The 23,457-nt window shown below is 45.6% G+C and carries 22 protein-coding genes; 12 read left to right on the top strand and 10 right to left on the bottom strand.

Annotated features, from left to right (window positions below; genetic code table 11):
• Positions 1 to 207: 207 nt before the first annotated feature.
• Positions 208 to 663, top strand: coding sequence for a CBS domain-containing protein (locus AAH187_RS10160; RefSeq protein ID WP_342348346.1), 456 nt, complete (start codon positions 208 to 210; stop codon positions 661 to 663).
• A gap of 440 nt (positions 664 to 1,103) precedes the next feature.
• Here the strand turns inward: AAH187_RS10160 and AAH187_RS10155 are convergent, their stop codons facing one another.
• The 3 genes from AAH187_RS10155 to AAH187_RS10145 all read right to left on the bottom strand — a co-directional run bounded on the left by AAH187_RS10155 (position 1,104) and on the right by AAH187_RS10145 (position 4,465).
• Positions 1,104 to 1,550 (bottom strand): energy transducer TonB, encoded by a 447-nt coding sequence (locus AAH187_RS10155; protein ID WP_342348345.1) that lies wholly within the window; start codon positions 1,548 to 1,550, stop codon positions 1,104 to 1,106.
• A 4-nt stretch (positions 1,551 to 1,554) separates the two neighbouring features.
• A complete protein-coding gene (locus tag AAH187_RS10150) occupies positions 1,555 to 3,999 on the bottom strand; it encodes a TonB-dependent receptor (protein ID WP_342348344.1) in 2,445 nt (814 codons plus the stop codon).
• Between the two features lie 130 nt (positions 4,000 to 4,129).
• Positions 4,130 to 4,465 (bottom strand): hypothetical protein, encoded by a 336-nt coding sequence (locus AAH187_RS10145; RefSeq protein ID WP_342348343.1) that lies wholly within the window; start codon positions 4,463 to 4,465, stop codon positions 4,130 to 4,132.
• Positions 4,466 to 4,992: 527 nt separating this feature from the next.
• Between AAH187_RS10145 and AAH187_RS10140 the strand changes: the two genes are divergently transcribed.
• From AAH187_RS10140 to AAH187_RS10125, 4 genes are all read left to right on the top strand, one after another.
• The gene (locus AAH187_RS10140; protein WP_342348342.1) at positions 4,993 to 5,343 is read left to right on the top strand and encodes a retropepsin-like aspartic protease; all 351 of its coding nucleotides are present in this window, start codon (positions 4,993 to 4,995) and stop codon (positions 5,341 to 5,343) included.
• 238 nt (positions 5,344 to 5,581) lie between these two features.
• A complete protein-coding gene (locus AAH187_RS10135; protein WP_342348341.1) occupies positions 5,582 to 6,025 on the top strand; it encodes a gamma-glutamylcyclotransferase family protein in 444 nt (147 codons plus the stop codon).
• Between the two features lie 64 nt (positions 6,026 to 6,089).
• A complete protein-coding gene (locus AAH187_RS10130; protein WP_342348340.1) occupies positions 6,090 to 6,416 on the top strand; it encodes a (2Fe-2S) ferredoxin domain-containing protein in 327 nt (108 codons plus the stop codon).
• A gap of 27 nt (positions 6,417 to 6,443) precedes the next feature.
• Positions 6,444 to 6,992, top strand: coding sequence for a MogA/MoaB family molybdenum cofactor biosynthesis protein (locus tag AAH187_RS10125; protein ID WP_342348339.1), 549 nt, complete (start codon positions 6,444 to 6,446; stop codon positions 6,990 to 6,992).
• A 95-nt stretch (positions 6,993 to 7,087) separates the two neighbouring features.
• Here AAH187_RS10125 and AAH187_RS10120 read toward each other — a convergent pair whose 3' ends face one another.
• Both AAH187_RS10120 and AAH187_RS10115 read right to left on the bottom strand, forming a co-directional pair.
• Positions 7,088 to 8,020 (bottom strand): PhzF family phenazine biosynthesis protein, encoded by a 933-nt coding sequence (locus tag AAH187_RS10120; RefSeq protein WP_342348338.1) that lies wholly within the window; start codon positions 8,018 to 8,020, stop codon positions 7,088 to 7,090.
• A 397-nt stretch (positions 8,021 to 8,417) separates the two neighbouring features.
• Positions 8,418 to 9,656, bottom strand: a complete 1,239-nt coding sequence (locus tag AAH187_RS10115) for a hypothetical protein (RefSeq protein WP_342348337.1) — start codon at positions 9,654 to 9,656, stop codon at positions 8,418 to 8,420.
• A gap of 160 nt (positions 9,657 to 9,816) precedes the next feature.
• On the opposite strand from AAH187_RS10115, the gene AAH187_RS10110 reads away from it, so the two are divergent.
• Entirely contained in the window at positions 9,817 to 10,080 is a 264-nt protein-coding gene (locus AAH187_RS10110; protein ID WP_342348336.1) for a hypothetical protein, read from the top strand.
• Here AAH187_RS10110 and AAH187_RS10105 read toward each other — a convergent pair.
• The gene (locus AAH187_RS10105) at positions 10,065 to 12,032 is read right to left on the bottom strand and encodes a radical SAM protein (protein ID WP_342348335.1); all 1,968 of its coding nucleotides are present in this window, start codon (positions 12,030 to 12,032) and stop codon (positions 10,065 to 10,067) included. The two genes, AAH187_RS10110 and AAH187_RS10105, sit on opposite strands and share 16 nt — an antisense overlap.
• 19 nt (positions 12,033 to 12,051) lie before the next feature.
• Positions 12,052 to 13,947, bottom strand: coding sequence for a radical SAM protein (locus AAH187_RS10100; RefSeq protein WP_342348334.1), 1,896 nt, complete (start codon positions 13,945 to 13,947; stop codon positions 12,052 to 12,054).
• Between the two features lie 345 nt (positions 13,948 to 14,292).
• Between AAH187_RS10100 and AAH187_RS10095 the strand changes: the two genes are divergently transcribed.
• Positions 14,293 to 14,805 (top strand): hypothetical protein, encoded by a 513-nt coding sequence (locus AAH187_RS10095; RefSeq protein ID WP_342348333.1) that lies wholly within the window; start codon positions 14,293 to 14,295, stop codon positions 14,803 to 14,805.
• A gap of 283 nt (positions 14,806 to 15,088) precedes the next feature.
• Positions 15,089 to 15,307 (top strand): hypothetical protein, encoded by a 219-nt coding sequence (locus AAH187_RS10090; protein WP_342348332.1) that lies wholly within the window; start codon positions 15,089 to 15,091, stop codon positions 15,305 to 15,307.
• 119 nt (positions 15,308 to 15,426) lie between these two features.
• Here the strand turns inward: AAH187_RS10090 and metH are convergent, their stop codons facing one another.
• Positions 15,427 to 19,098 carry a methionine synthase gene (metH, locus tag AAH187_RS10085; protein WP_342348331.1) on the bottom strand — a complete coding sequence of 1,224 codons (3,672 nt, stop codon included), beginning with the start codon at positions 19,096 to 19,098 and terminating at the stop codon, positions 15,427 to 15,429.
• A gap of 197 nt (positions 19,099 to 19,295) precedes the next feature.
• Here metH and AAH187_RS10080 point away from each other — a divergent pair, with 197 nt between their 5' ends.
• Complete coding sequence (locus AAH187_RS10080) at positions 19,296 to 20,048, top strand: hypothetical protein (protein ID WP_342348330.1); 753 nt, start codon at positions 19,296 to 19,298, stop codon at positions 20,046 to 20,048.
• 44 nt (positions 20,049 to 20,092) lie between these two features.
• Here the strand turns inward: AAH187_RS10080 and AAH187_RS10075 are convergent, their stop codons facing one another.
• A complete protein-coding gene (locus AAH187_RS10075) occupies positions 20,093 to 20,446 on the bottom strand; it encodes a hypothetical protein (RefSeq protein WP_342348329.1) in 354 nt (117 codons plus the stop codon).
• 62 nt (positions 20,447 to 20,508) lie between these two features.
• On the opposite strand from AAH187_RS10075, the gene AAH187_RS10070 reads away from it, so the two are divergent.
• On the top strand, positions 20,509 to 20,949 hold the full coding sequence (locus AAH187_RS10070; protein ID WP_342348328.1) for a hypothetical protein: 441 nt from the start codon (positions 20,509 to 20,511) through the stop codon (positions 20,947 to 20,949).
• Positions 20,950 to 21,046: 97 nt separating this feature from the next.
• On the opposite strand, the gene AAH187_RS10065 is transcribed toward AAH187_RS10070, so the two are convergent.
• Complete coding sequence (locus AAH187_RS10065; protein WP_342348327.1) at positions 21,047 to 21,331, bottom strand: hypothetical protein; 285 nt, start codon at positions 21,329 to 21,331, stop codon at positions 21,047 to 21,049.
• 139 nt (positions 21,332 to 21,470) lie between these two features.
• On the opposite strand from AAH187_RS10065, the gene AAH187_RS10060 reads away from it, so the two are divergent.
• Together AAH187_RS10060 and AAH187_RS10055 are read left to right on the top strand one after the other, a co-directional pair.
• On the top strand, positions 21,471 to 22,217 hold the full coding sequence (locus AAH187_RS10060) for an iron-containing redox enzyme family protein (protein WP_342348326.1): 747 nt from the start codon (positions 21,471 to 21,473) through the stop codon (positions 22,215 to 22,217).
• A gap of 688 nt (positions 22,218 to 22,905) precedes the next feature.
• Positions 22,906 to 23,142: a hypothetical protein gene (locus tag AAH187_RS10055; RefSeq protein ID WP_342348325.1), complete on the top strand. Its 237-nt coding sequence runs from the start codon at positions 22,906 to 22,908 to the stop codon at positions 23,140 to 23,142.
• Positions 23,143 to 23,457: the final 315 nt, after the last annotated feature.

Raw genomic sequence — 23,457 nt, 5'->3', positions numbered from 1 at the left:
CTTCAGACCTTGTCATTGCGTAAAATGAAAAGAACAACGTAAAATTCAAGAGTAAAAAACACCCCCAATATTGTTGTTTAAATTGCACTTATATAGAAAAAACTGACTTCACGACGGGATGCATCAGGAGGAGAACAGAAATTCACTCATGAAACTGTGGTTTCGGCTAGGGATATCCCTCTACCATGTTCACCGAAGGAGGATGCCATGTTAGTTCAAGAAGTCATGTCCACTGGAGTTGTAACCGCGTTCCCAACAGATTCAGTTCGATCGGTCGTCATTAAAATGCTCAGCCGCCATTGCGGAGCAGTGCCTGTCATTGACGAGCATCAAAACTTGATCGGACTCGTTGCCCTTCGGGATGTCATGCTCCCCCTCTTCCCCAATTTTGGGGATTATATACATGACAATGTTCATAGCCGCGATTTCACAGAAATGGAGGAGGGATACCCGGACATCCTTCGGAAAAAAATTGAATCAATTATGAGCAAAAACCCTCTTACCGTTTCCCCCAATACCCCCATTTTAGAAGCCGCCTCATTCATGGGAAGAAAACATTTTCGTCGTATGCCGGTTGCAGAAAATGGGAAGCTTCTGGGAATGATCAGCATTGGAGATATTAACCGTGGCCTGTTTTTTCAGAGAGGCTTTCTGGCCCAGTAATCTGAATCAATCGTCAAACCACTTCGATGATTGGCTAGGACTGCATCCCAACTCCTTAGAGTAGGAAGACAAACCTACACGTGGCTTGAAGAGGATAAGAGCGAGGCGATCCAACTTGAAGCGTCTGTCCCATGTTGCCCATAAACAACGGCTTGAACAAATACGCTCGGAGGGCCATCGCAAAGGCTTTTTATTTATTCATCGTGGAACTAAACCCTAACCACAAAATGGCAGAGAAGCCTGGACATTTGCTCCTGACTTGATGAGCCAGCAATTCGGCCATCATCCCAGGCAGGGCTTGATCCGCCACCAACACATCAAATTAATCAATATACTTCCTGAAAGACAGCAGCGCTTCAGGACCACCGCAAATTGGCTTCTAACCTTCTGGGGGAAACTGGTCTGCCACTCGTCCTGCACTTATATGGAACAGAAATGGTTTACTGAGAGCGGAAGTGAATACGGAGTGAGACTTCACCATCGATTGGTTCATCTCCATTCATTTGAGGTAAGAACGTCCATTGTTTGAGAGCTGCCAATGAGGATTGAGTGAGTTCTCGATGCGTGGCAGGTTGAAGGATCACAACGTTCACCTCGGAATTTTTACTAACCAAAATTCGAACTTTGAGCCAATCATCTAGGACCTGCCCATCTAAAGTGGACGGAACCGTCGGCCAGGGCGTCAGTTGAGGAACCGGCCCAATTTGCTGATCTTTATTGAGTCGTAGCCCATGGACATGGATGGTGTCGAGGGTTTCCACCTGTACGTCTTCCTCATGGTCAGATTGATGCGTCGCGAAATCCGATTGGGCCGGATAGGAAAGCGACGGACCACTCAGAAGCCAGAGCACGGACATGCAGAAACCAAGGTTCCGGAAAACGCTCATAGAATTACGCACCAAAGAAAAATTGTCCACGAAAGAAAAATGATCGGGGCATATTAGCATGTGCCACACCAAGCCCAATACTCCCCTCTCCATCATTTAAAAACACCCGTTGGTCGAGCAGATTAATGACATCAAACCCAAGCAACAGTTTGTACTTATCCCAAAGAGGAAGTAGATGCTCAATGGAAAGATTATAGGTGGTATATGACGGGCTATGGGTGCCATTAGTCTTTCCTCCCTCGTCTGTTGTCCGCATCCCGGACCCAAATAACATTTGCCCAGTGATGGTTGTTTTCGTGAACGGACGATAAGTTAGGACAGCCGAACTGGTGACCAGTTGCATATGATCACAATAGACTCCACTGCTGGAATTGATATCATTAATTTCATCCTGCTCTAACAACATAAAACCTGATTGAAGTTTTTTCCCTCGACACTGGCCCCATGCGACATTACCACGCCCATACAGATTATCTAAAAACTTGGCTTTCACAGCCACGTCGATTCCCCGCTGCCAACCGCGTTTAAACGCAAAATAATTAAGAAGCGGGGTTGAGCCGAATTGTCCGGCATCAGATAAATTTTTACTCAATTTATAATAACCGGTCAATTCTATTGACAATGAATCCCCCAAGGCATGAGCAGAACCAACCTCAAAATAATGAGCCCGTTCAGGTTTCACGGTGGTATTAGTCAAATTCTCCGGCTGCGCCGTAGTTCCCACCGTGTTCAATTGAAGAAAAGGCACACTTTCTAAATTTGGCGGAGTAAACATTCTCCCGTAGAAGGCATGAAAGACATGATTGGGAGTCATGGCATATGTGGCTCCTATCCTCGGGCTCACTTGCCCATCATTGGTTAACGCCTGGATTTGATCGAAGCGAACACCAAGATTAAAGGTCCATTGAGCCCAGGGAGTCCATTGATCCTGAATCCAGAATTCCTCGCGCCATCCAATGGTGCGGTTATCGCCATTTCGAGAAATGACATCCCCTATCGGATCGCCTGCTCCATCCCTCAAAAAAGCCGATAGCCGGGTTTTATTCACAGCCTGGGTCCTTTGAACCTGAAATCCCGTTTTCACTAAATGATTCGAATTTAATCGATGACTGTAGTCAAACCGTATCCCTCCAGTATAGGCCCATCGGTCCTGATCTCCTGCCGAAAAAGGTTCGTCAGCATCTGCTGTATATGATAAGGCATTGAAGGGGTCGGTTTTGAATGTGGCTCGGGAATGCTGAAAAAACCCGGCCAGACTGAAATACCGATCATGACTCCAATCCTGCCGCCAGACGAGCTGGGAATATTGATTATTCTCCTTTTGGTATTCATCTATATTTTGAGAATTAACCGGCTCAAAACCTGGATTCTCTCCTTGGATTAGTCCAACTAACGTAGGATTGACCGCTAGCCCAGGTTGAGTGGGAATCTGAAATTTGGCGATCGAATTCAGGAACAACAACGTGACACTGTTCTGATTATCAATCTGCCAATCTCCACGGAACAGGGATTGATTTTGGTTACTTTGATCGTGAAATGCGGTTTTTCCTAAAGTGGGCGGATTAATTCCCCTGTTTGTCGAGAGAAAGCTATTCATGAGGTAATACCGAAATTCCGAGCCAACCGTTCCCCCATATTCAAAAGCAGGATTCAGTGTTTCGTTGGAGCCACCAAAGAATTGCACTGAGCCAGAGTCGGGTTGTGTCCCGCTTTTCGTCGTTACATCAATGACCGCAGCGGTTTTATTCCCGAATTGCGCTTCCGGCCCCCCCAAAATAATGTCTGCACGCTCCCAGGTACGTGGAGAAATGACATCCATAAAGACAGAAGAAACTGTATCCGGAACGGGGACCCCATCAATCCGGAATTGGAAATTAGCGTGATCCTGACGAATGTGCACTTGCTTCAGTCCCCCGTCTACAGCACTAGGAAGTGTTAAAAGCAGATCATTAAGAGCAATATTATTCCCTCGGGGTAATTCCTCGATATCCTTGCGACTCACCGAATAGGATTCTCCGGAGAGACGACGCTGAATGGGAGGCACAGAAGCCACAACCTCAAGAGTGAGTTCCTGGCGATGTGCCAGGGTTAACTTGACCTCAAGGAAAGGATCATTTTCAATCTTTAGAATAGTTGATTCGCTCGATAAGTCTGACTGGGTTGCTTGAATTGAATAAATACCGGACTCAGGAGGAGCAAAAATAAACTCACCCCCTTCATTCGACACCTGGGTATCAATGATGGTGCCTTCCTGATCCCGCAATTCCACTGTTACCTGAGGAACTCGGCGAAAATCCTCGTATTGCACGACACCGGTTACAATCCAGACTTTTTTGTCATCGTCTTTTTCCGCAGCTTGGACAAGGCCAACACTCAAAACCGTCCCCAATCCGAAAATCCAGAAAACAAGAGCACACCACTCCACCCATTTATCATATCCAATCAACATCCAGAAACCTCCAGCATCTAATAATCGATTAGCCGTATTTCTCCCCTTGCGTCATCCACAAGCAACCTTCCATTTTGGAAAGCCGCGCAAGGATGAATCGACGGTGAAAGACAGTTGTAAAAAAAGAAGATTAGGAGAAGAAGGAAGCTGGAGGACCGCGAGGGTTACCGAGGGGAATGGTGAGAGACGTATACGTCTCTTCTCGATCAAGGGAAAGGAAACCGGCAACAATAGACCAATGAGATAAACCCGAGGCATCCCAAACTATGGAATTGGACGTATGATGCTGTACCCATTGGCACAAATCATCATCAGAATGTTGGTGCCCATCATAATCCACCTCAGCAAATACATGATGGATTTCTAAGGCCTGCGCAAACGGGATTGAACTCAGCAACACCAGACCAAGTGCTAGAACTAAGCTAATATTACATCGAGAGATGAGAGATGCCGGGATTCGAATCATGAAAATTTTCGGTCAATAAAAGCCTTGCGGCCAAAAGTACCAAAGGGCTCTAGTAGTGTCAACAGTAAATGCAACTAAATTGCAAGAAAGACTATCTGAGCATACGGTTACTAAAGCATTTCCTTGCATCAAAGGCCTTTGAGCAAATTCCGACAACCGATAATAAAACCAATAGAATTAACTACACCACTCCATCAAGAAAAACTGAACCCATTTCCACTGCTCACCTCAGCCTTCAAGGCCTGCCCAATCCCAACCGAAAAGCGTCCTGAGGTTTATCCTAAGGAAAGAATCATTAACACCTACTCCTTCATCAAGGAATTTAAGCATTGGGGACTGCCAACAAACTTTTTATTACCTTTATGACACTAGCGGTCTTTACAGTGATGGGTGGTCAAGCTATTTTCAGTCGACTATCTTATGACCAAACTCCTCTCCCCATTCACGTTCCCCCACCCAACTCAGGGCCAATAACTGCTGGATCCGAGGATTCTGTGATTCCCCTTGAACATTTAGGAGGTGTTTGGGTGGCACGAGTGGAGTTGAATGACTTCCATGAAGCCAGACTCATTGTTGATACGGGGGCAACATATACGACCATTTCAGAAAATTTGGCATTTGATGCGGGAATTCGGGCAGATTCGGTCAATTCGCGGGTTAACCTCATTACTGTAGGGGGAAAAGTTCAGGCCGAGCTAGGCATCGCACGAAAAATTCGGGTGGGAAATGCGGGACGGGATGATGTCCAAGTGGTCATATATACCATCCCGAACCTCGCTGACGGGATTGATGGCCTACTCGGTCTCAGTTTCTTTGATCGTTTTCTTGTACGTCTGGACCATTCCAACCAACAGTTATATCTTTCGCCAAGGTCTTAGGCTTCGGAGTCCCTTCCAGCTCTACCTTCGATCTCCTTTTGCTATCAATCTTGAGCTAGATCCCATCCCCAATCCTTTGATTGAGAATTTTAGGCTCAGGGCATAAACTTTCCTTCAGATCCTTCCCCACTCTTCAAAATAAAGTTACCGCCCTTAGGAAACCAAAAATCAGTCCTTGACAGTTCGCGAAGGCAGTATGGTAATACTACCTTTCCCCTAAACAGACAGGACGTAACCCATGCGATTTTTCATTTATGCGGACAATCTAAATCCTACGCAGCTCAAACGGCGTGCTCCTGAAGCACAATTTTTATTTAAGGCATATGTGCCAGACCACACCATCAAATTTGGGCGCTGGTCTAACCAATGGCGCTGTGGATTAGCCACGATTGCCCCTTCTGCTGGTGAGCGAGTGTGGGGAGGGGTCTTTGAGCTTACCCAGGAGGATGTCCAGGAAATGGACAAGTTCGAGGGCGATCTTCCCGAAGGAGCGTTTCGTCATGTTGAGATACATGTGTTCACTGAGGATGGAGAAAAGGAGTTCGTAAGCACACATGTAGCCCAAAGCATTGGAAAGTTTAAGGCCAAAGATCATTATTTTGATTGGATTCTTGCGGGAGTCAACCATTGGAAATTACCGGATGAATGCGTGGACATGTGGGATCTGCTTCGCTCGAAATGAGCCTTTCGTCCTTATATCATCGAATTTTCATTCCCTTTTACCTATTCGTTAAGAAGGAGTTCCTATGCCAAAACCGAAGTATCATATTCTAGTGTGCACGAATTCCCGTCCTCCCGGGCATCCCAAGCCTTCTTGTGGAGCCGCAGGAGCTCAAAATTTATTAATGGCACTTAATATGGGCTTGATTGAACGTGGGGTCCAGCCTGGCGAGGTATTAGTCACTGGGACAACTTGCCTCGGGCCTTGCGAAAGTGGCCCTAACGTTGTCGTCTATCCAACAGGAACTTGGTACTCTCAGGTCAAAGACTCTGATGTAGCAGTTATTTTGGATGAGCACATCAAAAAAGGAGAGCCTGCTGCCCAGCTCAAACCGGATTCCGTTTGGGCTTAAGTGTCAGGTTTATCCACTTAGTAAACCATGGGTGACCACCAAAATCATGAAGGGCATGCATCCCATACCGCCCCTTCCCACCTCACACACAAAACACAGGGAGCTCCCTCTTTATCCTGCGTGGTGGTCACCTGTAGTGATACCCGAACGCCAGATTCCGATACCAGTGGAAAGTTAATCTGTCATCTTTTAAAAGAGCAGGGACACACCATTGCAGAATATCGGATCATTAAAGATGAACCGACCGATATTAAGGCCCTTCTTCTCCAAGCCATTGGTCAAGAGGCGCTTCAGGTTATCATTATCAATGGCGGGACTGGTATTTCACAGCGAGACTCCACATTTGAAGCCGTTGATGACTTTTTGGAAAAACGACTTGATGGATTTGGAGAACTATTTCGGTTTTTGAGCTATCAAGATATTGGATCGTCCGCCATGTTAAGTCGGGCTGTTGCGGGCATACATGGGAAGCTTGTGATTTTTTCTATTCCAGGTTCTCAAGGGGCGGTCCGCCTGGCAATGGAGCGACTTATTTTACCTGAAATTGGGCACATAGCAGGAGAGCTGACGAAGTAGGCATCTTTCTGGAAATTCCTCTTCAATCCCCACTAGGCCACATTTAGAGCACCTCTTATCAAGATTTCAGAGCGAGCGAGGAGGAAATTTAAACTCTAGTAAACCATCTTTCCTTCCGCCACCATCACCACTTGTCCTCCCACTTTAATTTCTTTAATCACATCATCGTCAGAAAAAATCTGCACCAAAATACGGGACGGCCGGTCAATTTCATACCCCTGCTCCATAACCACTTCGGTGGTTGGACCAACTTCCACGACTCCATTCTTGACTAAATAGGCACCAAGGGCGCCACTTGCGCTGCCGGTTGCAGGGTCCTCGGAAATACCTATTGGATCGGCGAACATTCTAGTGTGAACAGTGGCACTTTCCTCCACTGTCATCGTCGTAAAGATCATAATTCCATTAGCCCCAAAGCGAGCACAAATCTCAAGAACTTCAGAATGATCAACCTCCATGGATTTTGCGGCCGTCAGGCTTCGAATAGGCACAATGAGCACAGGCAATCCTGTCGAGACCACTTCAACAGGGAAAATTGTGTCAGCAATGAGCGATCTGTGAATTCCCAAAGCCTTGGCAATATCATACAGAGCTTCCGCCTGTGTGATGACATCTATAAATTGCGGAGAGGGTTGCGACATGATGACCTGTTCAATTTGTCCCTTTAGGACAATAAGGTCAAGCGCATACAAGCCTAGGGTACATTCATAGAAAACTTTCGTCACGGGCTCCTGCAAGGCAAGATGCTTTATTGTTCCGAGAACATAGAATGTCCCCAGAATAGGATGGCCGGCAAACGGAATTTCTTGAAGAGGGGTAAATATTCTGACCTTGGCGGCAGCTTTGGGATCGGTAGGCGGTAAGACAAATACCGTTTCAGATAAATTCATTTCACGGGCAATTTGTTGAAACTCCCGTTCACTAAGCTCTCCGGCGGAGGGAAACACCGCTAAAGGATTCCCGCCAAACGGCTCACTTGTGAATACATCAACCTGAAAAAATTTGAGCCCGTTTTTGGAAGAATCCATAATAAACTAGAGAAACGTTTCAGGACAGATTAGAAACATGTCACACGAATTTCAAATCCACAAAGCCAAACATGGCATTACATCTTACAGGGCACTTCTACTGTCCTCCCGTGACCATGCATTCTTCATACACTCGTTGCCAGTCAGGAACGCCTCTTCCCCCTAGTCTCGCATTCGTCATTTCTTCACATCTAAAGGAATCATTTTCATTTTTCTGCAGATTGAATGTCTCTTGGCTTTCCAGACTTCCGGAACACCCTATAGCCTCAAATAGCAACAAAAAAAAGAAAACTCCTCTTTCAATTTTCATCGGCATAACCTCAGAAATTTTGATTTGTCCGGTAAGTTCTGAACACCTACCCTCCCATCAATTCCCTTTACAAAACTTTAAGACAATTTACACTATGGACGCGATCGCTTCATATGAACGAACCAAGGGATTACGCACATAGTCTTCCACATAGTTTTGTAATGACCCGTTTCGATACAATCGATTATTGGCAAACTTAGTGCTAATTTTTGGCAGAACTCTCACTTTCACTCCGGTCTTACTTACAAAGTCGTCAATGTGAACTCCGGCAATATCGCGACCCGGACCTCTTCCTGACTCCACAATACATTGAGGAACATAGATATATTTCTCATTTGTCAATCGTTTGGCAATGTCATTCAGCGTCAGCAATACCGTACAATCAGAATCTCCTCCAAGCGTGGCATTCGGAACAGAAAGGAACTTGGCTCGATTTTTCCTGAACATGGCTAAAATCCGATACACACTACCAGCCATGACAATTGGATCACGCTTCTCTAATTCCAAAGAATCAAAGAGACTAATAATACGCTTTCGATTCAAAAAAGCCGTCACATAGGCTTCCGTATGAATTGTCGTAAAATTTGGAAGGCCCGCATCGTATATTTTTTCCGCCTCAACAGCAAGATATTTTCTACCTTGACGCATCACCCGACCTGTTTCCTCTTGAATCCCGCCCACCGGCGTCAAACATCCCATCCACAGTACACACCGAGAATTGATCCGGGAAATTGTTTTCGCATCTTCGGACATCGTATTTTCATCAAAGGCATAAAAGTTTGCGGAAGAAACCGCAGGACCATCCAAGACCTTCATCAGATGCTTAACAGATGGAGCATGCGGCATCAGTTTTTGTCGATACTCCCCAAGGGTAATGACGGATAACTCAAAATTAATTCTCCCGGGGTATTGCTCGACCAACCGATGAATCTTGGGAACATGGACAAAACCAACCGTGAAAAATTGAATATTTTTATCGGTAAATTTCAAAAAATCTTCGATCCACTCCATGGCTTTTGGATGAAGAAACAAATCGGTCCATTCCATGTATTCATTACCACCGAGGCACCAGAACTGAAGAGGATCCGTTGGCATGGAGCTAATATAATTCAAAATGAACTGCCAGTCCTCCTGGGACGTTTTTGGTGGGTCCAGCGTTTCTCGGTAGGAATGGTCTAATTCATAACAAAATGCACATTTAACAGGACATTCTTTCCCTAGGCTCAATGGAATTTTCCCTGCATCCATTTCCCGCTTCAACACATCGCGGTAATCGTGGCCGGCAAATAACTTCGGAGCTTCTAATATTGGGAGTTCACGCAGCATCGTCAACACTTTCTAAGAAAAAACCGACCATGGGTTAGCCTGAAATCCAATTGACAGTACCACTGCTCATTTGAAACACTTGAGAATATCAATCAGGCAGCTGGGCATTATAAAACCTTCTGATGGAAAATTCATGATCTCCTCAAGTGATTCAAATTCTATGACCGTAGAACACGCACTGCTTCTCTTGAATCTAACCGAGCCATTTTCTCATGATGCCTTACAGCAACGGTATGAAGAAGGCAGGCGAGTCTGGTTCCCCTCACGTTACGCAGGTCTCACCAATAATCCAGCGAAATATATGGAAATGTACAAAAAGGGAGAGACCAAAACTAAGGAAATTCATGCAGCCTATCAAATTTTATCCGATCATCTGCTGAATAGCCGTTCCTCTCCACAAAAAGATGATCACGGAGCAGCATGACTGACCACCCGGGACATTCCAGGCTCACCTTTTGAATTTTTATCTGAAGGCGCATGAGACACAGGCCAGGTAATGAGACCTTGCACACCATCAGTTCGCGGTTCATCCTGCCCGGCTTTCATCGCATAGATCTGAGGCAAGTAATTCGTACCGAATTTAGAAATATAGAGAAATACATGTTCACGAGCATTGACTCTAACAGCCCATGGCTCAAAGTCCTTCTGATAAAACTCCTCTGCCAATTGCATCGCCTCCAAACACGTGATTCCACCAGGTTCTTTAAGCGTATAATAGTAATCGAGAGGCATATCATACTCTTCCTGCTTATGAATGGTGATACCAAACTTATCAGGATTCCGAACCATTGGTGTATGCCGGTAGGCCACAAAATAGAATAATTCCACCGAATGAATATACCGTTTATTTTCAAGGAGAAATTCTCGTGTCTCCTCCGCTTCATCCCGTGTTTCACCTGGAAATCCATAAAAAGCCATGACATGATTCCAGATCCCAGCTTTGGCGGCCTCCCGTAGATTATTTTCAATCACAGCCTTTTTCGCATGCTTATCCATGAGCTCCAAAACACGCTCATTTGCCGATTCCATTCCATAATACAGCGTGCAACAACCCGCTTGAACGGCTTGCTTCCATATTTCAGGATCCTGCAATGATTCTTCAAACCGGATTAAGGTCGTCCATTTTATCCCCACCTGCTCCTCAATTAACAATTGCGATACTTTCTTTAATAACGCGGGAGGATAGGATTCATCTGAAAACAAAAAGTGCTCTGCCTGATATTTCTCTTTCAATGCTTTGATTTCTCGGACAACATCATGCGCGGGTTTTCCACGATATTGATCGAAATATCCCTGCCCATGATCACAAAAGGTACATCGTCCCCAGTAACACCCTCGTGTAGCCAAGTAGGGTAAAATTCGAACCGGGACGAAATAGGTATCCAACGGCAACCCCTCAAAATCCGGAAGAGGCAGGGCCGTCGTCTTTTCGGTATATATTTCATCATTCACACGAACCTCCCCCCCTTGATGCCACATCAAGTTAGGGACCTTTTCCCAGTCTCGTTCCCCCGCCAGAGCTTCCAGCAACCAAACCAGCGCATGTTCGCCTTCATACAAAATGGCCGAGTCAAAGACTTGCGTAAAAAATTCCTTCCGTTTGGGAAGATCATCTTTTAATCGGGTAATCACGTTGCCACCCACCGTCACATGAATGTCAGGGAATTCCTCTTTAATCATTTTGCAAAAGGTCATGCCCGCCAAGAGTTGCATTTGAGTTCCGACGGAAACGCCTATCACTTCCGGTTGTTCTTTCTGAATAGCAGGGAGCACTAACTGACGGCACACATCCCGATACACGTTGACAAGGTCGTCATCCAGGCATGCTAACACTTCAGTCGAGACTCCCGAGCGATACCCCAGATTACTTTCCATGGGATAGAACACGAGGGAAGCAGGAAAATAGGCTGCAGAAATAAATTGCATGACATCTCTAAACGTTTTCAAGGCCCATTCCAATTTTTCTGCATCATAAAATGCCTCGCCTCTCACGATGACTTTGGCTTCAATCGCTCGTTCAGCCAATTCCATCACATCTATAGCGTCTTGCGATGCCAAACAGGCCAGTCGGTCCCGTTCAAAATCAGTCAATTCATTTCGGGCTTCCCGTTCGTTCAAACCTCGTCGCTGCTGATCTATTCGAAGCTTGACCCAGATTAAAAAGGTATCACTAAAAAACCAGTCATACATTTCGATGTTGACATCTTTCTGTATCACCTCATGGCCATATGAGCGAAGAACTGCAGTCAGACTGGGCAGGGCAAGATACGGAGCGGTGGGAACCCATTCCGGAGGAAAGAGCAACATCGTTTTAAAAATACGCCTGGATTTATCGGTTGAACCACTACGCTCGATTTCAATTAAGGATTCAGTCATATGATCAACGCTCCTGACATTAGACAGAGGCTAATTTCGATGAGGAATCTTGTGAGTCGAGGCGAAATTGCAGGGAAGGTAATTTATTGGTTCCGAAGTGGGCCACGTATAAAAACACATATTCTCGGATGAAGATTTTCAAATCCCACCCCGCATAATGATTTTGCTCAAATTCTTCGAATACCCGTTCGGCATCCTCAACACTTAACCCTTCTTTCACCGTAAAATAATAATCCAAGGCCAAATCCCATTCCGGATTTTTATAATAGGTAATGCCAAACTTTTCAGGATTCTTCGCGACGGGGGTATGCTTGCTCAAATCAAAGGTCCCAAATCCAATTGAATGGACATGTTCTCGATTATCTTCTAAAAATTGAATAGAGAATTTCGCATCTTGGTAGGTTTCCCCTGGGAACCCAAAAAATCCCATGACATGATTCCAAACCCCATGTTGGGAGGACAACTCTAAACTTCGCTGGATAACCTCCGTCGTGGTTGCTTTGTCCATGAGTTGAAGCACACGTTCACTTCCAGATTCATAGCCCATATGGAGAAATTTGCATCCAGATGTCTGGGCATCCGCCCAGACTTGGTCCTCAAGGAGACTCTTTTCAAAACGGATATGTGTGGTCCAGGCAATATCTAAGTTCGACTCAATCAATTTCTTCGTGAGCTTCCGAAATAAGGCAGGGGGATAAGATTCATCCGTAAAATGAAAACTCCGGGCATGATACTTATTTTTCAAATGGGTGAGTTCATCAATAATCTGCCAATCCCTTTTGGTCCGGTACCCTGCCGTATAACCCTCACCATGATCACAGAACTCACACCGCCCCCAATAACATCCGCGAGTGGCTAAATAGGGAAGAATCGGCTCAGGTACAAAGTATTTCTCTAATGGCAATCCGTCGAAATCCGGGGGAGGCAACTCGCCCATATTTTCGGCGTAGGATTCGGAATTCACATGAATACCCTCTGCATCTCGGAATAATAAATTAGGAACATGTGATAAATCCCCATCCGAGCCTATGGCTTCCACCAATCGCAACAGGGCAGTTTCCCCTTCATAGACAATCGCGCTGTCAAATAAGGCGAATAACTTCGGAATATCTGGAAGCACTTCTCTCAGACGGGTTACGGTATTGCCTCCAATCGTTACATGAATATCGGGGAATTGCTCCTTAATGAGTGCACAAAAGGTCATAGAGGAAAACAATTGCTGTCGAAGAACTATTGAAATCCCAATGACATCGGGCTTTTCGGCTAGAATGGCAGGCTTCAGAATTTCCTCAAACACGTCCCGATAGACATTTACTTGGGTATCTTCAACGGCTTCAAGCACTTCAGACGACATAAACAGCTTATAGGATAAATCAGTTTCCATAGGAGGCATGCAAATTCTTGCCGGGGCATACACCAAGGATATCGTGGCGGTCACTTCCCTGAAGGTGTTCATCACCCATTCCAGCTTCTCACTCTCGTAAAACTCTTGGCTTCGAACAATTTCCTTCGCTTTCTCAGCTCTTTCAGCTAAATCGCTCATGTAGCCTCGGGTACAATTGCAGAGAGCTAACTGAAGGTCCACTTCCACATCAGTTAACTCACGACTCTTCCCAATCTTTTTGAGGCGATCAAGTTGCTGAGGAACTTTTTTAAGAATGCGACGGAGGAAATCCCGGCTAAAATACCAGTCGTACATTTCTAAATTGACATCTTTTTGAACGACGTCATGGCCGGCAGATCGAAGAAAAGCTGTTAAAGTCGGAAGGCTCAAATAGGGTTCTGAGGGGTACCAGTCAGGCGGAAAAACCAACAAGATTTTTGCCTTGCTGGGTGAATTTTTGAAATTGGTCGTTCTTGGTAATTGAATCTTATCAGGGCGAATCAACCCACCTTTATCATAATTTATCCTCATGTTTGCACCCTAGGTAAAATTATTTATTCCCATTTAGGTCAATCAAACCAAAATGATAAGAAACCTATCCATCTATAATCACATTAAAAGTAACTCATTGATTTTAAATAAATTTTTCATTAAATAGATTCCCCATTCTAAGTCCTTGAAAAAACCATGGTCAAGGGCAATTGCACAGGATAACAGTATTAGATTAGAAAAATTTTAAATATTTGACCCAATAATATCTTCGTATTAAAATCACTCATCTGCCCTAGGAATTCCTTCCTTGTCTGGTAGCGTACTCTTCATCAACAACTCTTAAATTTCTTAGGATCCCTAGGAATTAGCTGTGAGGAAATGACCATGAGCAATAGAATCATGCCTGCATGTCGGAACTGGATGTCGTACTTAATGGATTCGTTAGTCAATGCTGGAACGATGCCCTCATGGGAAGCCCTCCAATACCTAGTGACTAACCTGTTGGGTGAGACGCCAAATCCCCACCTTCATCAAAGCAAATCCCCTTATGAAACCATACAACAATTCCTCCACCGTATTTATGGACCGATCGTTGAAGCCGCCTCCCGCACGGTTGAGATTCCAGACCAAGCCATGATTCATATGTTTACGGATATCAGTCTCATGGGAAAATCGGCAGTTTTGGTCGTGTATTTTCCAGGACAAAACGCTCCGCACCAATTGTTGCTCTTAGACTCGGTGCCCGCCTGGGACTTGGTATTTGAAAATTCCTCCGCTTTCGATAGCTGGGCTGAAGAACGATATCAATGGATTGTGAAAGCCCTTCAGAGCATTGGACACCCCGTTGAATCTTCTATGCTTGAATGCCCCGACACCCTCCAACCAATCCTGGTCTAATAATAAACGTGCGAATAAGGACGCAGACTGAAAAGCCAAGTAGGGCGCAACTATCCCAGCGATTGGGCCAAGAAGGAAGCCTTGATTAGAAGGGATCCATCAAAGAACAACTTTCCTCTGGAATTCGTTGAAAGGAATGCGCCAAAAATACGAGCAAAAGTCTCACTTAGATGGACTGTCATTACCGGCTATTCTAGCCAGGCAGTCTTTCCCTCCATCAGACTTGACAGTCCACGTGACGAGGCGCTATCCATGAAGACTTACGGTAAAACATGAGGTAAATATGCCAATCAATGTGTTACTCAAAAATTCACCGCGAGGAAGGGGCCCGGAACCAGACCAAGCCCGCTCAAAAGAACTCCAGAAACTACCAGAAGTGGAAAGGCGGGCCAAGGAAGCCGAGTTGGCAGCTCAAGAAACTCAGGCCTTATGGGAATCACAAGAGGTCGGAATTACCAAATGGTCGGGAGAACGTGGCCAACGATATTCTGATCCAGATTAGCACTCGTAGCTTTCAGCCCAGCTTCATCGCACTTTTCTTTTCGCCTTCTCCTTGAGGTTTTAATAGAACAACCCCGTCAACCTAAAAATTTGATAGTCAAATGAGGCACTCCCAAACCCTCAAGTAGGGTCGTAGCCCAAATTTGAGGAGAGCCACCGTTCTACCTCCGGTAAATCCATCCCTTTCCGCTTACCATAATCCTCGATCTGATCTTTCTGCAATTTTCCAACAGAAAAGAATTTGGCTTGAGGGTGAGCAAAGTAGAAACCACTGACGGATGCAGTGGGATACATTGCGTACGACTCAGTCAATTGAATACCTACCGATTTTTCTACCTGCAGCCATTCAAACAGATGCTGTTTCTCAGTATGATCGGGACAGGCCGGGTACCCGGGTGCTGGGCGAATCCCACGATATTTTTCTTGAATGAGTTCCTCATTTGTCAATTGCTCATCTTGGCCAAATCCCCATTCCTGTCGGACTTCGCGATGGAGCCATTCGGCAAAGGCCTCGGCTAAACGATCAGCCAGGGCTTTTGTCATGATGGCATTATAATCATCATGGTCTTTTTCAAACCGCTGACAAATGGCTTCGATGCCGATTCCCGCCGTAACCGCAAACCCACCAATATAATCAGCGATACCGCTGGACTGTGGGGCCACAAAATCGGCCAACGCAAAGTACGAGTCCCCTCTGGGTTTTTCTACTTGTTGTCGCAAGGTATGAAAGACCGATACCGCTTCCGAACGGGTTTCATTAGAATAGATGATGATGTCATCGTCCTGACTGTTAGCTGGAAATAATCCATAGACGCCTTTTGCCGTAAGGAGCTTTCGGTCCATGATTTCCTGTAAAAGCTTTTGAGCATCATCAAAGAGTTCTTTGGCTTTTGGCCCAACTACCGAGTCTTCAAAAATCATTGGATATTTCCCACGTAATTGCCAGGCGCGAAAAAATGGAGACCAGTCAATTAGGGGGACAAGGGTCTCGAGGGAAACATCCTCAAGGACTTTAACCCCAAGGAAACTTGGCTTAGCAATGCTCGTCACTTCCCAATTTATGACGAAATGCTGTTTTCTTGCTTCCTCCAATGATACGAACTTTTTGGCGGTGTTTTTGGACAGATAAGCTTCTCGCGTTTTCCGTTGTTTTTCTTGAACTTCCTGCACAAAAGCGTCCTTATCGTCCTGGCTCATTAACTTGCGCACGACATTGACCGCTAGAGACGCATCTAAAACATGTACAACCGGGCTGGTATATCCTGGCGCAATTTTTACGGCAGTGTGGGCCTTGCTGGTGGTAGCTCCCCCAATTAATAGAGGGATAGAGAAACCTTCTCGAGTCATTTCTCGTGCATTATGAACCATTTCATCCAACGAAGGTGTAATCAGTCCACTAAGCCCAATCAGATCAACTTTTTCTTGCCGAGCTGTCTGCAAAATTTTGTCACAAGGCACCATCACTCCCAGATCAAGAATTTCATAATTATTGCAGGCCAACACAACTCCAACGATGTTCTTCCCAATGTCATGCACATCGCCCTTTACTGTTGCAAGCAAGATTTTACCCTGACTTCTGCTCTCGCCTTCAACTTTTTCCGCATCCATAAACGGCAATAAATACGCCACAGCCTTTTTCATGACCCGCGCACTTTTGACCACTTGCGGCAAAAACATTTTCCCCGCACCAAATAGCTCTCCGATCACATTCATCCCAGCCATTAATGGCCCCTCAATGACATCTAGAGGCTTATTGAGTTTCTGACGGGCTTCCTCCGCATCGGCATCAATGAATTCGACAATCCCTTTTATCAACGCATGCGCCAGACGTTCTTCTACTGTCCCCTGCCGCCACGCATCATCTTTCACAATCGTTTTACCCTGTTGCTTGACGGTCTCGGCAAAGGTCACTAATTCCTCCGTGGCTTCTGGCCGTCTATTCAACAGGACATCTTCTACTAAGTTAAGTAGATCTTTGGGTAATTCTTCGTAGACTCCTAACTGACCGGCATTCACAATCCCCATGTCCATTCCCGCTTTGATCGCATGGTAGAGGAACGCGGAATGAATGGCTTCGCGCACCGTATTATTTCCACGGAATGAAAACGAAATATTACTGACTCCCCCACTGACTTTGCAGAAAGGCAATGTGGCTTTTATTTGTCTAGTGGCTTCAATGAAATTCACAGCATAGGCGTTATGCTCTTCCATGCCAGTCGCGACAGTCAAAATATTCGGATCAAAAATAATGTCCTCCGGCGGAAAGTTGAGCTTTTCGGTCAAGAGACGATAGACCCTCGTACAGATTTCCACCTTTCGATCAAGCGTATCGGCTTGCCCGGTTTCATCGAATGCCATGACGACAACAGCGGCCCCATACCGACGAATCAGGTGAGCCTGCTCGAGGAATTGGGCTTCCCCTTCCTTGAGACTAATGGAATTCACCACACCTTTTCCCTGAATACACTTCAGACCAGCTTCAATGACGGACCATTTGGAGCTATCAATCATGATGGGCACACGAGCGATATCGGGTTCGGATCCGATTAAATTCAAAAATTCCACCATTGCTTTTTCTGAATCCAAGAGGCCTTCATCCATATTCACATCGATAATTTGCGCACCCCCGTCGACTTGCTGGCGCGCTATGGCCAGGGCTTCTTCAAGTTTCCCGTTTAAAATTAATTTGGAAAACTTGGGCGAACCCGTCACATTCGTACGTTCTCCAATATTGACAAAATTGGATTCCGGCCTGATCGTTAAAGGTTCAAATCCACTTAACCGAGTCATACGGGGAACATGCGTTTTTTTGTGCGGGGCGCAATCCTTGACCCCTTCCGCTATGGCCCGAATATGCTCGGGTGTGCTCCCGCAACACCCGCCGACAATATTGACCCATCCTTGGCTGGCAAAATCTCTGAGATCTGCGCCCATGCGTTCTGGTGTCTCATCGAACCCGCCGAAGGCATTGGGTAAACCCGCATTGGGATAGCAACTAATATAGATGGGCGCGACCTTGGAAAGTTCTTCAATATAGGGCCGCATTTGTTTGGCCCCTAATGCGCAATTAATCCCCACACTCAAAAGATTGACATGAGAAATAGAATTCCAAAAGGCTTCGATAAGTTGTCCTGATAACGTACGGCCACTCAGGTCCGTAATGGTCACCGATGCCATTATGGGCAATTGACGCTGTACTTCATCGCAGTACCGGGCAATTGCATAAAAGGCGGCCTTGGCATTGAGGGTATCAAAAATGGTTTCAACGATAAGAAGATCGACACCCCCTTCGACCAAACCCCGTACCTGCTCATAGTAAGCTTCGGCTAAATCATCGAAGGTGACGGCTCGAAATGCTGGATTATTCACATCAGGTGACATCGAAGCCGTTCGATTTGTCGGGCCAAATGCTCCGGCGACCCAACACGTCCGCCCAGGTTGCTCAGCTTGCACCCGAGCAACAGCCCGCTTAGCCACCTGTCCCGCCGCCAAATTCAATTCGTGCGCCAACCCCTCCATCTGATAATCGGCCAGAGATATCGCATTGGAATTGAAGGTATTTGTTTCAATGATATCGGCTCCGGCTTGAAGATATTGCACGTGGATATCTTCAATAATTTTGGGTTGCGTCAGAGTCAGCAGGTCATTATTGCCTTTAACATCACAGACGTGGTCGACATAACGCGTCCCGCGAAAATCAACTTCACTCAGATTATGGGCTTGAATCATGGTTCCCATGGCACCATCCAGCACAAGGATCCGAGATTCTAACGCCGCTTCCAGTGTGTTCATTCTTACCCCCCCCTCATCAATCAAAATACATCTCAACTCGCGGGCAACAACTCAACCTTATTTCCCCATCCTCAAGCATCATTATCTTGACTTCCAGGAATTTCAAGAAATAGGATGACAAAACTGCAAGTCATCTTTTTATGACATTTTCCTTCTCACTTTGTAAAAGGCCTACTGCATGGATTGCCTTTGCTGTTTTGGCCTCCCTACTTTGTAACACAGGAGGATTCTTATGGCCTACCCCTGCCGTAGCCAAACCCTACTTCGAAGATGGCTATTTGGGTTTAACCCAGGAAGAACTACGCCAAACATTAGGAATGCCGAAGGCAGTCCGATCACGAAAGGCCGCCCTCCGTGTTTTTAGCTATTATACATTCCCCGATTGGGAAAAATATTTCAAAAATTTGGTTTCACCAGGAAATGGCGAGGACGTGTACACCTACGTTCGAAATGGTATTCAAGTTCGGTATTCTTTCGCGTACATTCCCGATTTAAATGAAGGCAAGAACCTTCCAACCCTGTATGTGCAACGATGTGAAGTGGAATTTTCCCCTGCGGTTCCCATAAGAAGCATTCCTTCGCTCGTCCCTGAATTTATCCCCCCAATAGAACAATCAGCCCCAACCTTTCGATCCAATCTCTGGATCCTGATTTTTAAGGGTGAGCCGTCACGGGAGGCAGATTTCATCGTCAAGGAACAGGGAAAAAGAAATCTCGCATGGTCTCTAGCCTATCAATTGTTTGCCATTAATGGAATTCCCAACATTCTTTCAATTGACACTCCGATTGACCGATTGGAAATCACCACCCAAAGCCTTCAAATCGTGAAGACTCAGCAACGATTAACCCATGAATCCACACTCAATCCCTATTCACCTGAATTTCAGGAACGTCTTCCTCCTCCTTCGCCACCGGTCAAATCCGTTCCTCAGCCTCACTACGATGAGTAATCTGCTTCCAGGATTTTTGCTTGAAACTTGACCTCTCCTCGACGTTACTCATATCGAAGATCCCGTTCTTCTCCGATTGATAAATAACCTTCGCCCCATTGATTGGCATCTTCGATATTCCAATCATTTGTATCGCTTTCGAGTTTCAATCGAATACCCCAGCTTCCTCCAAAAACAATAAACGTTGATCCGGAACCGGAATCTTCTACCATTTGGGCATAAGCAGGCTGAAATGGTTGATCAGCATCCTCACACCACCCGGTCACCACACACCATTCTCCCTGGGAATTCCGATCATAGGATTTCACATGTGAAACCCTCCGAGGAGGCCCCAACTCCTTAAACCGCATGAAATACGAACCATCAAAATTGGGGTTCTGTTCAACTTCAAGAAACATACGGCTTTGCCTTGACCCGCCTTGAAATCCACTGCTAGAGTGATGAGTAAATTACCTTAATTATGTTAACACACGAAAATCTAAAAATATCTCCTCCTTCTCTCTCTGAGGAAAGAAGCAATTCCCGCCAGGAGGCTGAAGACCTCTCTCAGCCGACAAGCAGCGAATCTCAAATTACGCCATGGATCTGTCGACGCCCAGTTCGGCTGACAATATATGGGTTTTTAGTAGCCTTTGCACTGTGGATGCTCTGGTGGGGGGTCGTACCTCGATTACTCGACCCAACCTTTGAACAACACCTACAAGACAAATCGGTTATGGCTGGCATGAGTCGTGAACAAGTGATGGATGCCTGGGGCTCCCCCTATCAAATGAATGTCAGCTATACAGAAAAAGGGATACGACGAGAAGAATGGGTCTATGAAGACTGGATTGATTCAAGCACAATTAAGCACAGATATCTCTATTTTGAAGAAGGAAAATTAATAGGAGGCTGGTATTGAGATAGATTCCTGGCAACCAGATGATGTAGGCAAGCACGCCTCATCAGAAAAGGATAAGACACTCCCCATGCTATCATGACTCATAATTGGGATTTGCTTAAGGAGTTTCTGTAATTTGAGCTCGCCTTTCCTTTCCTGCTCCTCCAGAAATAACTAAGACTCGTTTCCATTCACGGATTTGATAAATTCCCCAAGCATTCGGTTGCCCCTGGTAGAATGCCAGAGGATCTTCCCCTTTGGCACTCAAGTAGGTTGGCTCGGTAAATCCTTCGTCCATCACATATTCCATTAGATTTTCTGCAGTGACCCCTTCGCCACGCAGAGTCACGTCCGCTAAAAATTCTAAAATGGCCGCAGGATCGGCAAGGTTAATGGGTTGCATTGTTACTGACTCCTTTAATATGTGATAATATAATTTCATTACATAGGCACTTACACTGTCTATCATAATCTCATACCTTTTCAAAACCCTACCTTTTCTTTTCATGAAAATAGACCGAGATAAGGGATAACCCCTCTATATGAGAAAACTTTCACCAGAACAATTTCGTGACCGCATATTTGATGTGCTTCGCCGAAAACACCATTGGGCCACTCCATTTTTGGAAGGAAGCACAATTACCAAAGAAAAATTGAATATTTACTTTCATCAGGAATACGTCGTCTATGTTAGAGATTTCTCTGTGCTTCTCGCTCAAATTCTCGGGAAAAATCCTCCATGGGAAGCTCGCCGGCTGCTCGCCACAATAATTTATGAAGAAGAAACCGGTGGGTTTTCACTTGGGCAACCTCACCAAGAACTTTTTCTCCACATGATGAATGGACTTGGATTTGATCGGGCGGGGTTTCGGGATGTGGAACTGTTGGCATCGAGCCGGGGATATCGAGAATGGTTAAATCAAATATGCCAGGATGAAGACTGGTCGGTGGGAGCGGCGGTGCTCTCAATTTTCATTAAAGGAACTGCCAACGATCCGGAAGAAGTGCTCTACCCGAAGCCGGCACAAAACCAGGAGGAGATCGAAGATATCGTCCGGAAACATTATTTAAGTCAGCACCAAGGCTTATCACCAGCATTTATGGATTATATTCGCGCACAACATATGTTTTCCGCAGGATCCCGCAAAACTGTCTATGACATGGTTACCCATCACACAGATGAAAGCAGTGATCAGATCAAGGTTCTCTCTCTCCTAGAAGAGACGCTGAACTTGTGGTCACGCTATCAGGAGGGAATTGCCCGTGCCTGTGGAATTCGACAGATTTAATCACCATCAATTTACCTTCTCCATTGCTGTCCGGAAAATTCTGGCTCTTGACTCCTGAACAACTGGCGAAGTGATCCAAGCACTTCTACATTCATTCACTCCGTCTTTACGTCATTTCAAACCGATAGGATTTACCGGACGATGCCTGATTGTCGCTACCCTGACGACCTTCAACCTGCAGTGCTCTTGGACTCCTGAAGTAGAAACAGTTCTCCAGGATGGGCCTGAGTGCATTATTTCCCTAAAAACCTCCCACACTCTTAAGAAGACCCCCAGACATCCAGTACTTCTTTCAGAATCTCTTATCGCCAAAATTTTAAAGGGAATAGCCATAAATCAAGAGGAAGGCATACTCCAACAATTACTGCTTTCAACTCACCACCCCGTTTCACCATTCTCTCCCTCACAAATAGATTTTTTGGCACATCATATATCCATGGCATTTTCTCAGGTCACACCGGAGGAAATTATCCATTTCAAGTGTTCACCGACTGATGAGCCTTTCTTTTCTGCCCAGGGAACGCTCGCCGTTTTTCCTCCATCCTTTCTACTGCTGACTTTAAAAAATTTGACACCCTACCCTGCGGAATCTCCCAAAATGCAACGTTCCTCTCGTAAGAGCCAGGCAACCTCTTTGACTTTTTTCCACCAGGAAGCTGTCATAAGGACTGAAGAAGTCCAAGCCTTCATGACAGTTCCATCAACCTATCATTGGATTGGCATCGATTATCAAAGTCTCGACCCTTCAAATCCAAACAGCAAAAAGAATCAACTAACTCAACCTGGCCCACAGACAACCCCTAATAAAAAAGCTGAACCACCCGTGACAATGGATTCACTGAATTCCCAGTTACGAGATCTTCAAAAAATAGTAGACCAACAAGCTGAAGAAATTCGACGACTTCAGGACAGCTCCTCTCCATAGAATAAATATTTGTCTGCATCACTTTATTTACTGCGATGAATGAATTCATTCCGGCCTGGGCATCATTTCGCACACGAGTTCAGTCGAAATTCTGCAAGTTTGACATCAAAGGGTGGTATTACTTGATGAATCATGGACCGTTTTTTTCTTAAAGCGACAAATCAAAGCCCAGTCCATTGTGAGTAATGATATGAGCGGATGAGGCTGACCCATGCGGTCCCAAAACTGGCGAATCACCTTCAGGTCATTGTTGCCATTCCAGACCCTCCCCACATGAGGAACCATGCCATCTAAGAATACTCAGATGGCAATGAC

Origin of the sequence: uncultured Nitrospira sp. (assembly GCA_902500695.1) — a bacterium.
Classification (GTDB): Bacteria; Nitrospirota; Nitrospiria; order Nitrospirales; family UBA8639; genus Nitrospira_E.
The sequence above is the reverse complement of the archived record's forward strand: the minus strand, read 5'-3'. Positions and strand labels throughout refer to the sequence as shown.

Coding starts and splice junctions, on each gene's coding strand:
- AAH187_RS10160 (WP_342348346.1), top strand. CDS start 208: ATGTTAGTTCAAGAAGTCATGTCCACTGGAGTTGTAACCGCGTTCCCA.
- AAH187_RS10155 (WP_342348345.1), bottom strand. CDS start 1,550: ATGAGCGTTTTCCGGAACCTTGGTTTCTGCATGTCCGTGCTCTGGCTT.
- AAH187_RS10150 (WP_342348344.1), bottom strand. CDS start 3,999: ATGTTGATTGGATATGATAAATGGGTGGAGTGGTGTGCTCTTGTTTTC.
- AAH187_RS10145 (WP_342348343.1), bottom strand. CDS start 4,465: ATGATTCGAATCCCGGCATCTCTCATCTCTCGATGTAATATTAGCTTA.
- AAH187_RS10135 (WP_342348341.1), top strand. CDS start 5,582: ATGCGATTTTTCATTTATGCGGACAATCTAAATCCTACGCAGCTCAAA.
- AAH187_RS10130 (WP_342348340.1), top strand. CDS start 6,090: ATGCCAAAACCGAAGTATCATATTCTAGTGTGCACGAATTCCCGTCCT.
- AAH187_RS10125 (WP_342348339.1), top strand. CDS start 6,444: ATGGGTGACCACCAAAATCATGAAGGGCATGCATCCCATACCGCCCCT.
- AAH187_RS10120 (WP_342348338.1), bottom strand. CDS start 8,020: ATGGATTCTTCCAAAAACGGGCTCAAATTTTTTCAGGTTGATGTATTC.
- AAH187_RS10115 (WP_342348337.1), bottom strand. CDS start 9,656: ATGCTGCGTGAACTCCCAATATTAGAAGCTCCGAAGTTATTTGCCGGC.
- AAH187_RS10110 (WP_342348336.1), top strand. CDS start 9,817: ATGACCGTAGAACACGCACTGCTTCTCTTGAATCTAACCGAGCCATTT.
- AAH187_RS10105 (WP_342348335.1), bottom strand. CDS start 12,032: ATGACTGAATCCTTAATTGAAATCGAGCGTAGTGGTTCAACCGATAAA.
- AAH187_RS10100 (WP_342348334.1), bottom strand. CDS start 13,947: ATGAGGATAAATTATGATAAAGGTGGGTTGATTCGCCCTGATAAGATT.
- AAH187_RS10095 (WP_342348333.1), top strand. CDS start 14,293: ATGAGCAATAGAATCATGCCTGCATGTCGGAACTGGATGTCGTACTTA.
- AAH187_RS10090 (WP_342348332.1), top strand. CDS start 15,089: ATGCCAATCAATGTGTTACTCAAAAATTCACCGCGAGGAAGGGGCCCG.
- metH (WP_342348331.1), bottom strand. CDS start 19,098: ATGAACACACTGGAAGCGGCGTTAGAATCTCGGATCCTTGTGCTGGAT.
- AAH187_RS10075 (WP_342348329.1), bottom strand. CDS start 20,446: ATGTTTCTTGAAGTTGAACAGAACCCCAATTTTGATGGTTCGTATTTC.
- AAH187_RS10070 (WP_342348328.1), top strand. CDS start 20,509: ATGTTAACACACGAAAATCTAAAAATATCTCCTCCTTCTCTCTCTGAG.
- AAH187_RS10065 (WP_342348327.1), bottom strand. CDS start 21,331: ATGCAACCCATTAACCTTGCCGATCCTGCGGCCATTTTAGAATTTTTA.
- AAH187_RS10060 (WP_342348326.1), top strand. CDS start 21,471: ATGAGAAAACTTTCACCAGAACAATTTCGTGACCGCATATTTGATGTG.
- AAH187_RS10055 (WP_342348325.1), top strand. CDS start 22,906: ATGACAGTTCCATCAACCTATCATTGGATTGGCATCGATTATCAAAGT.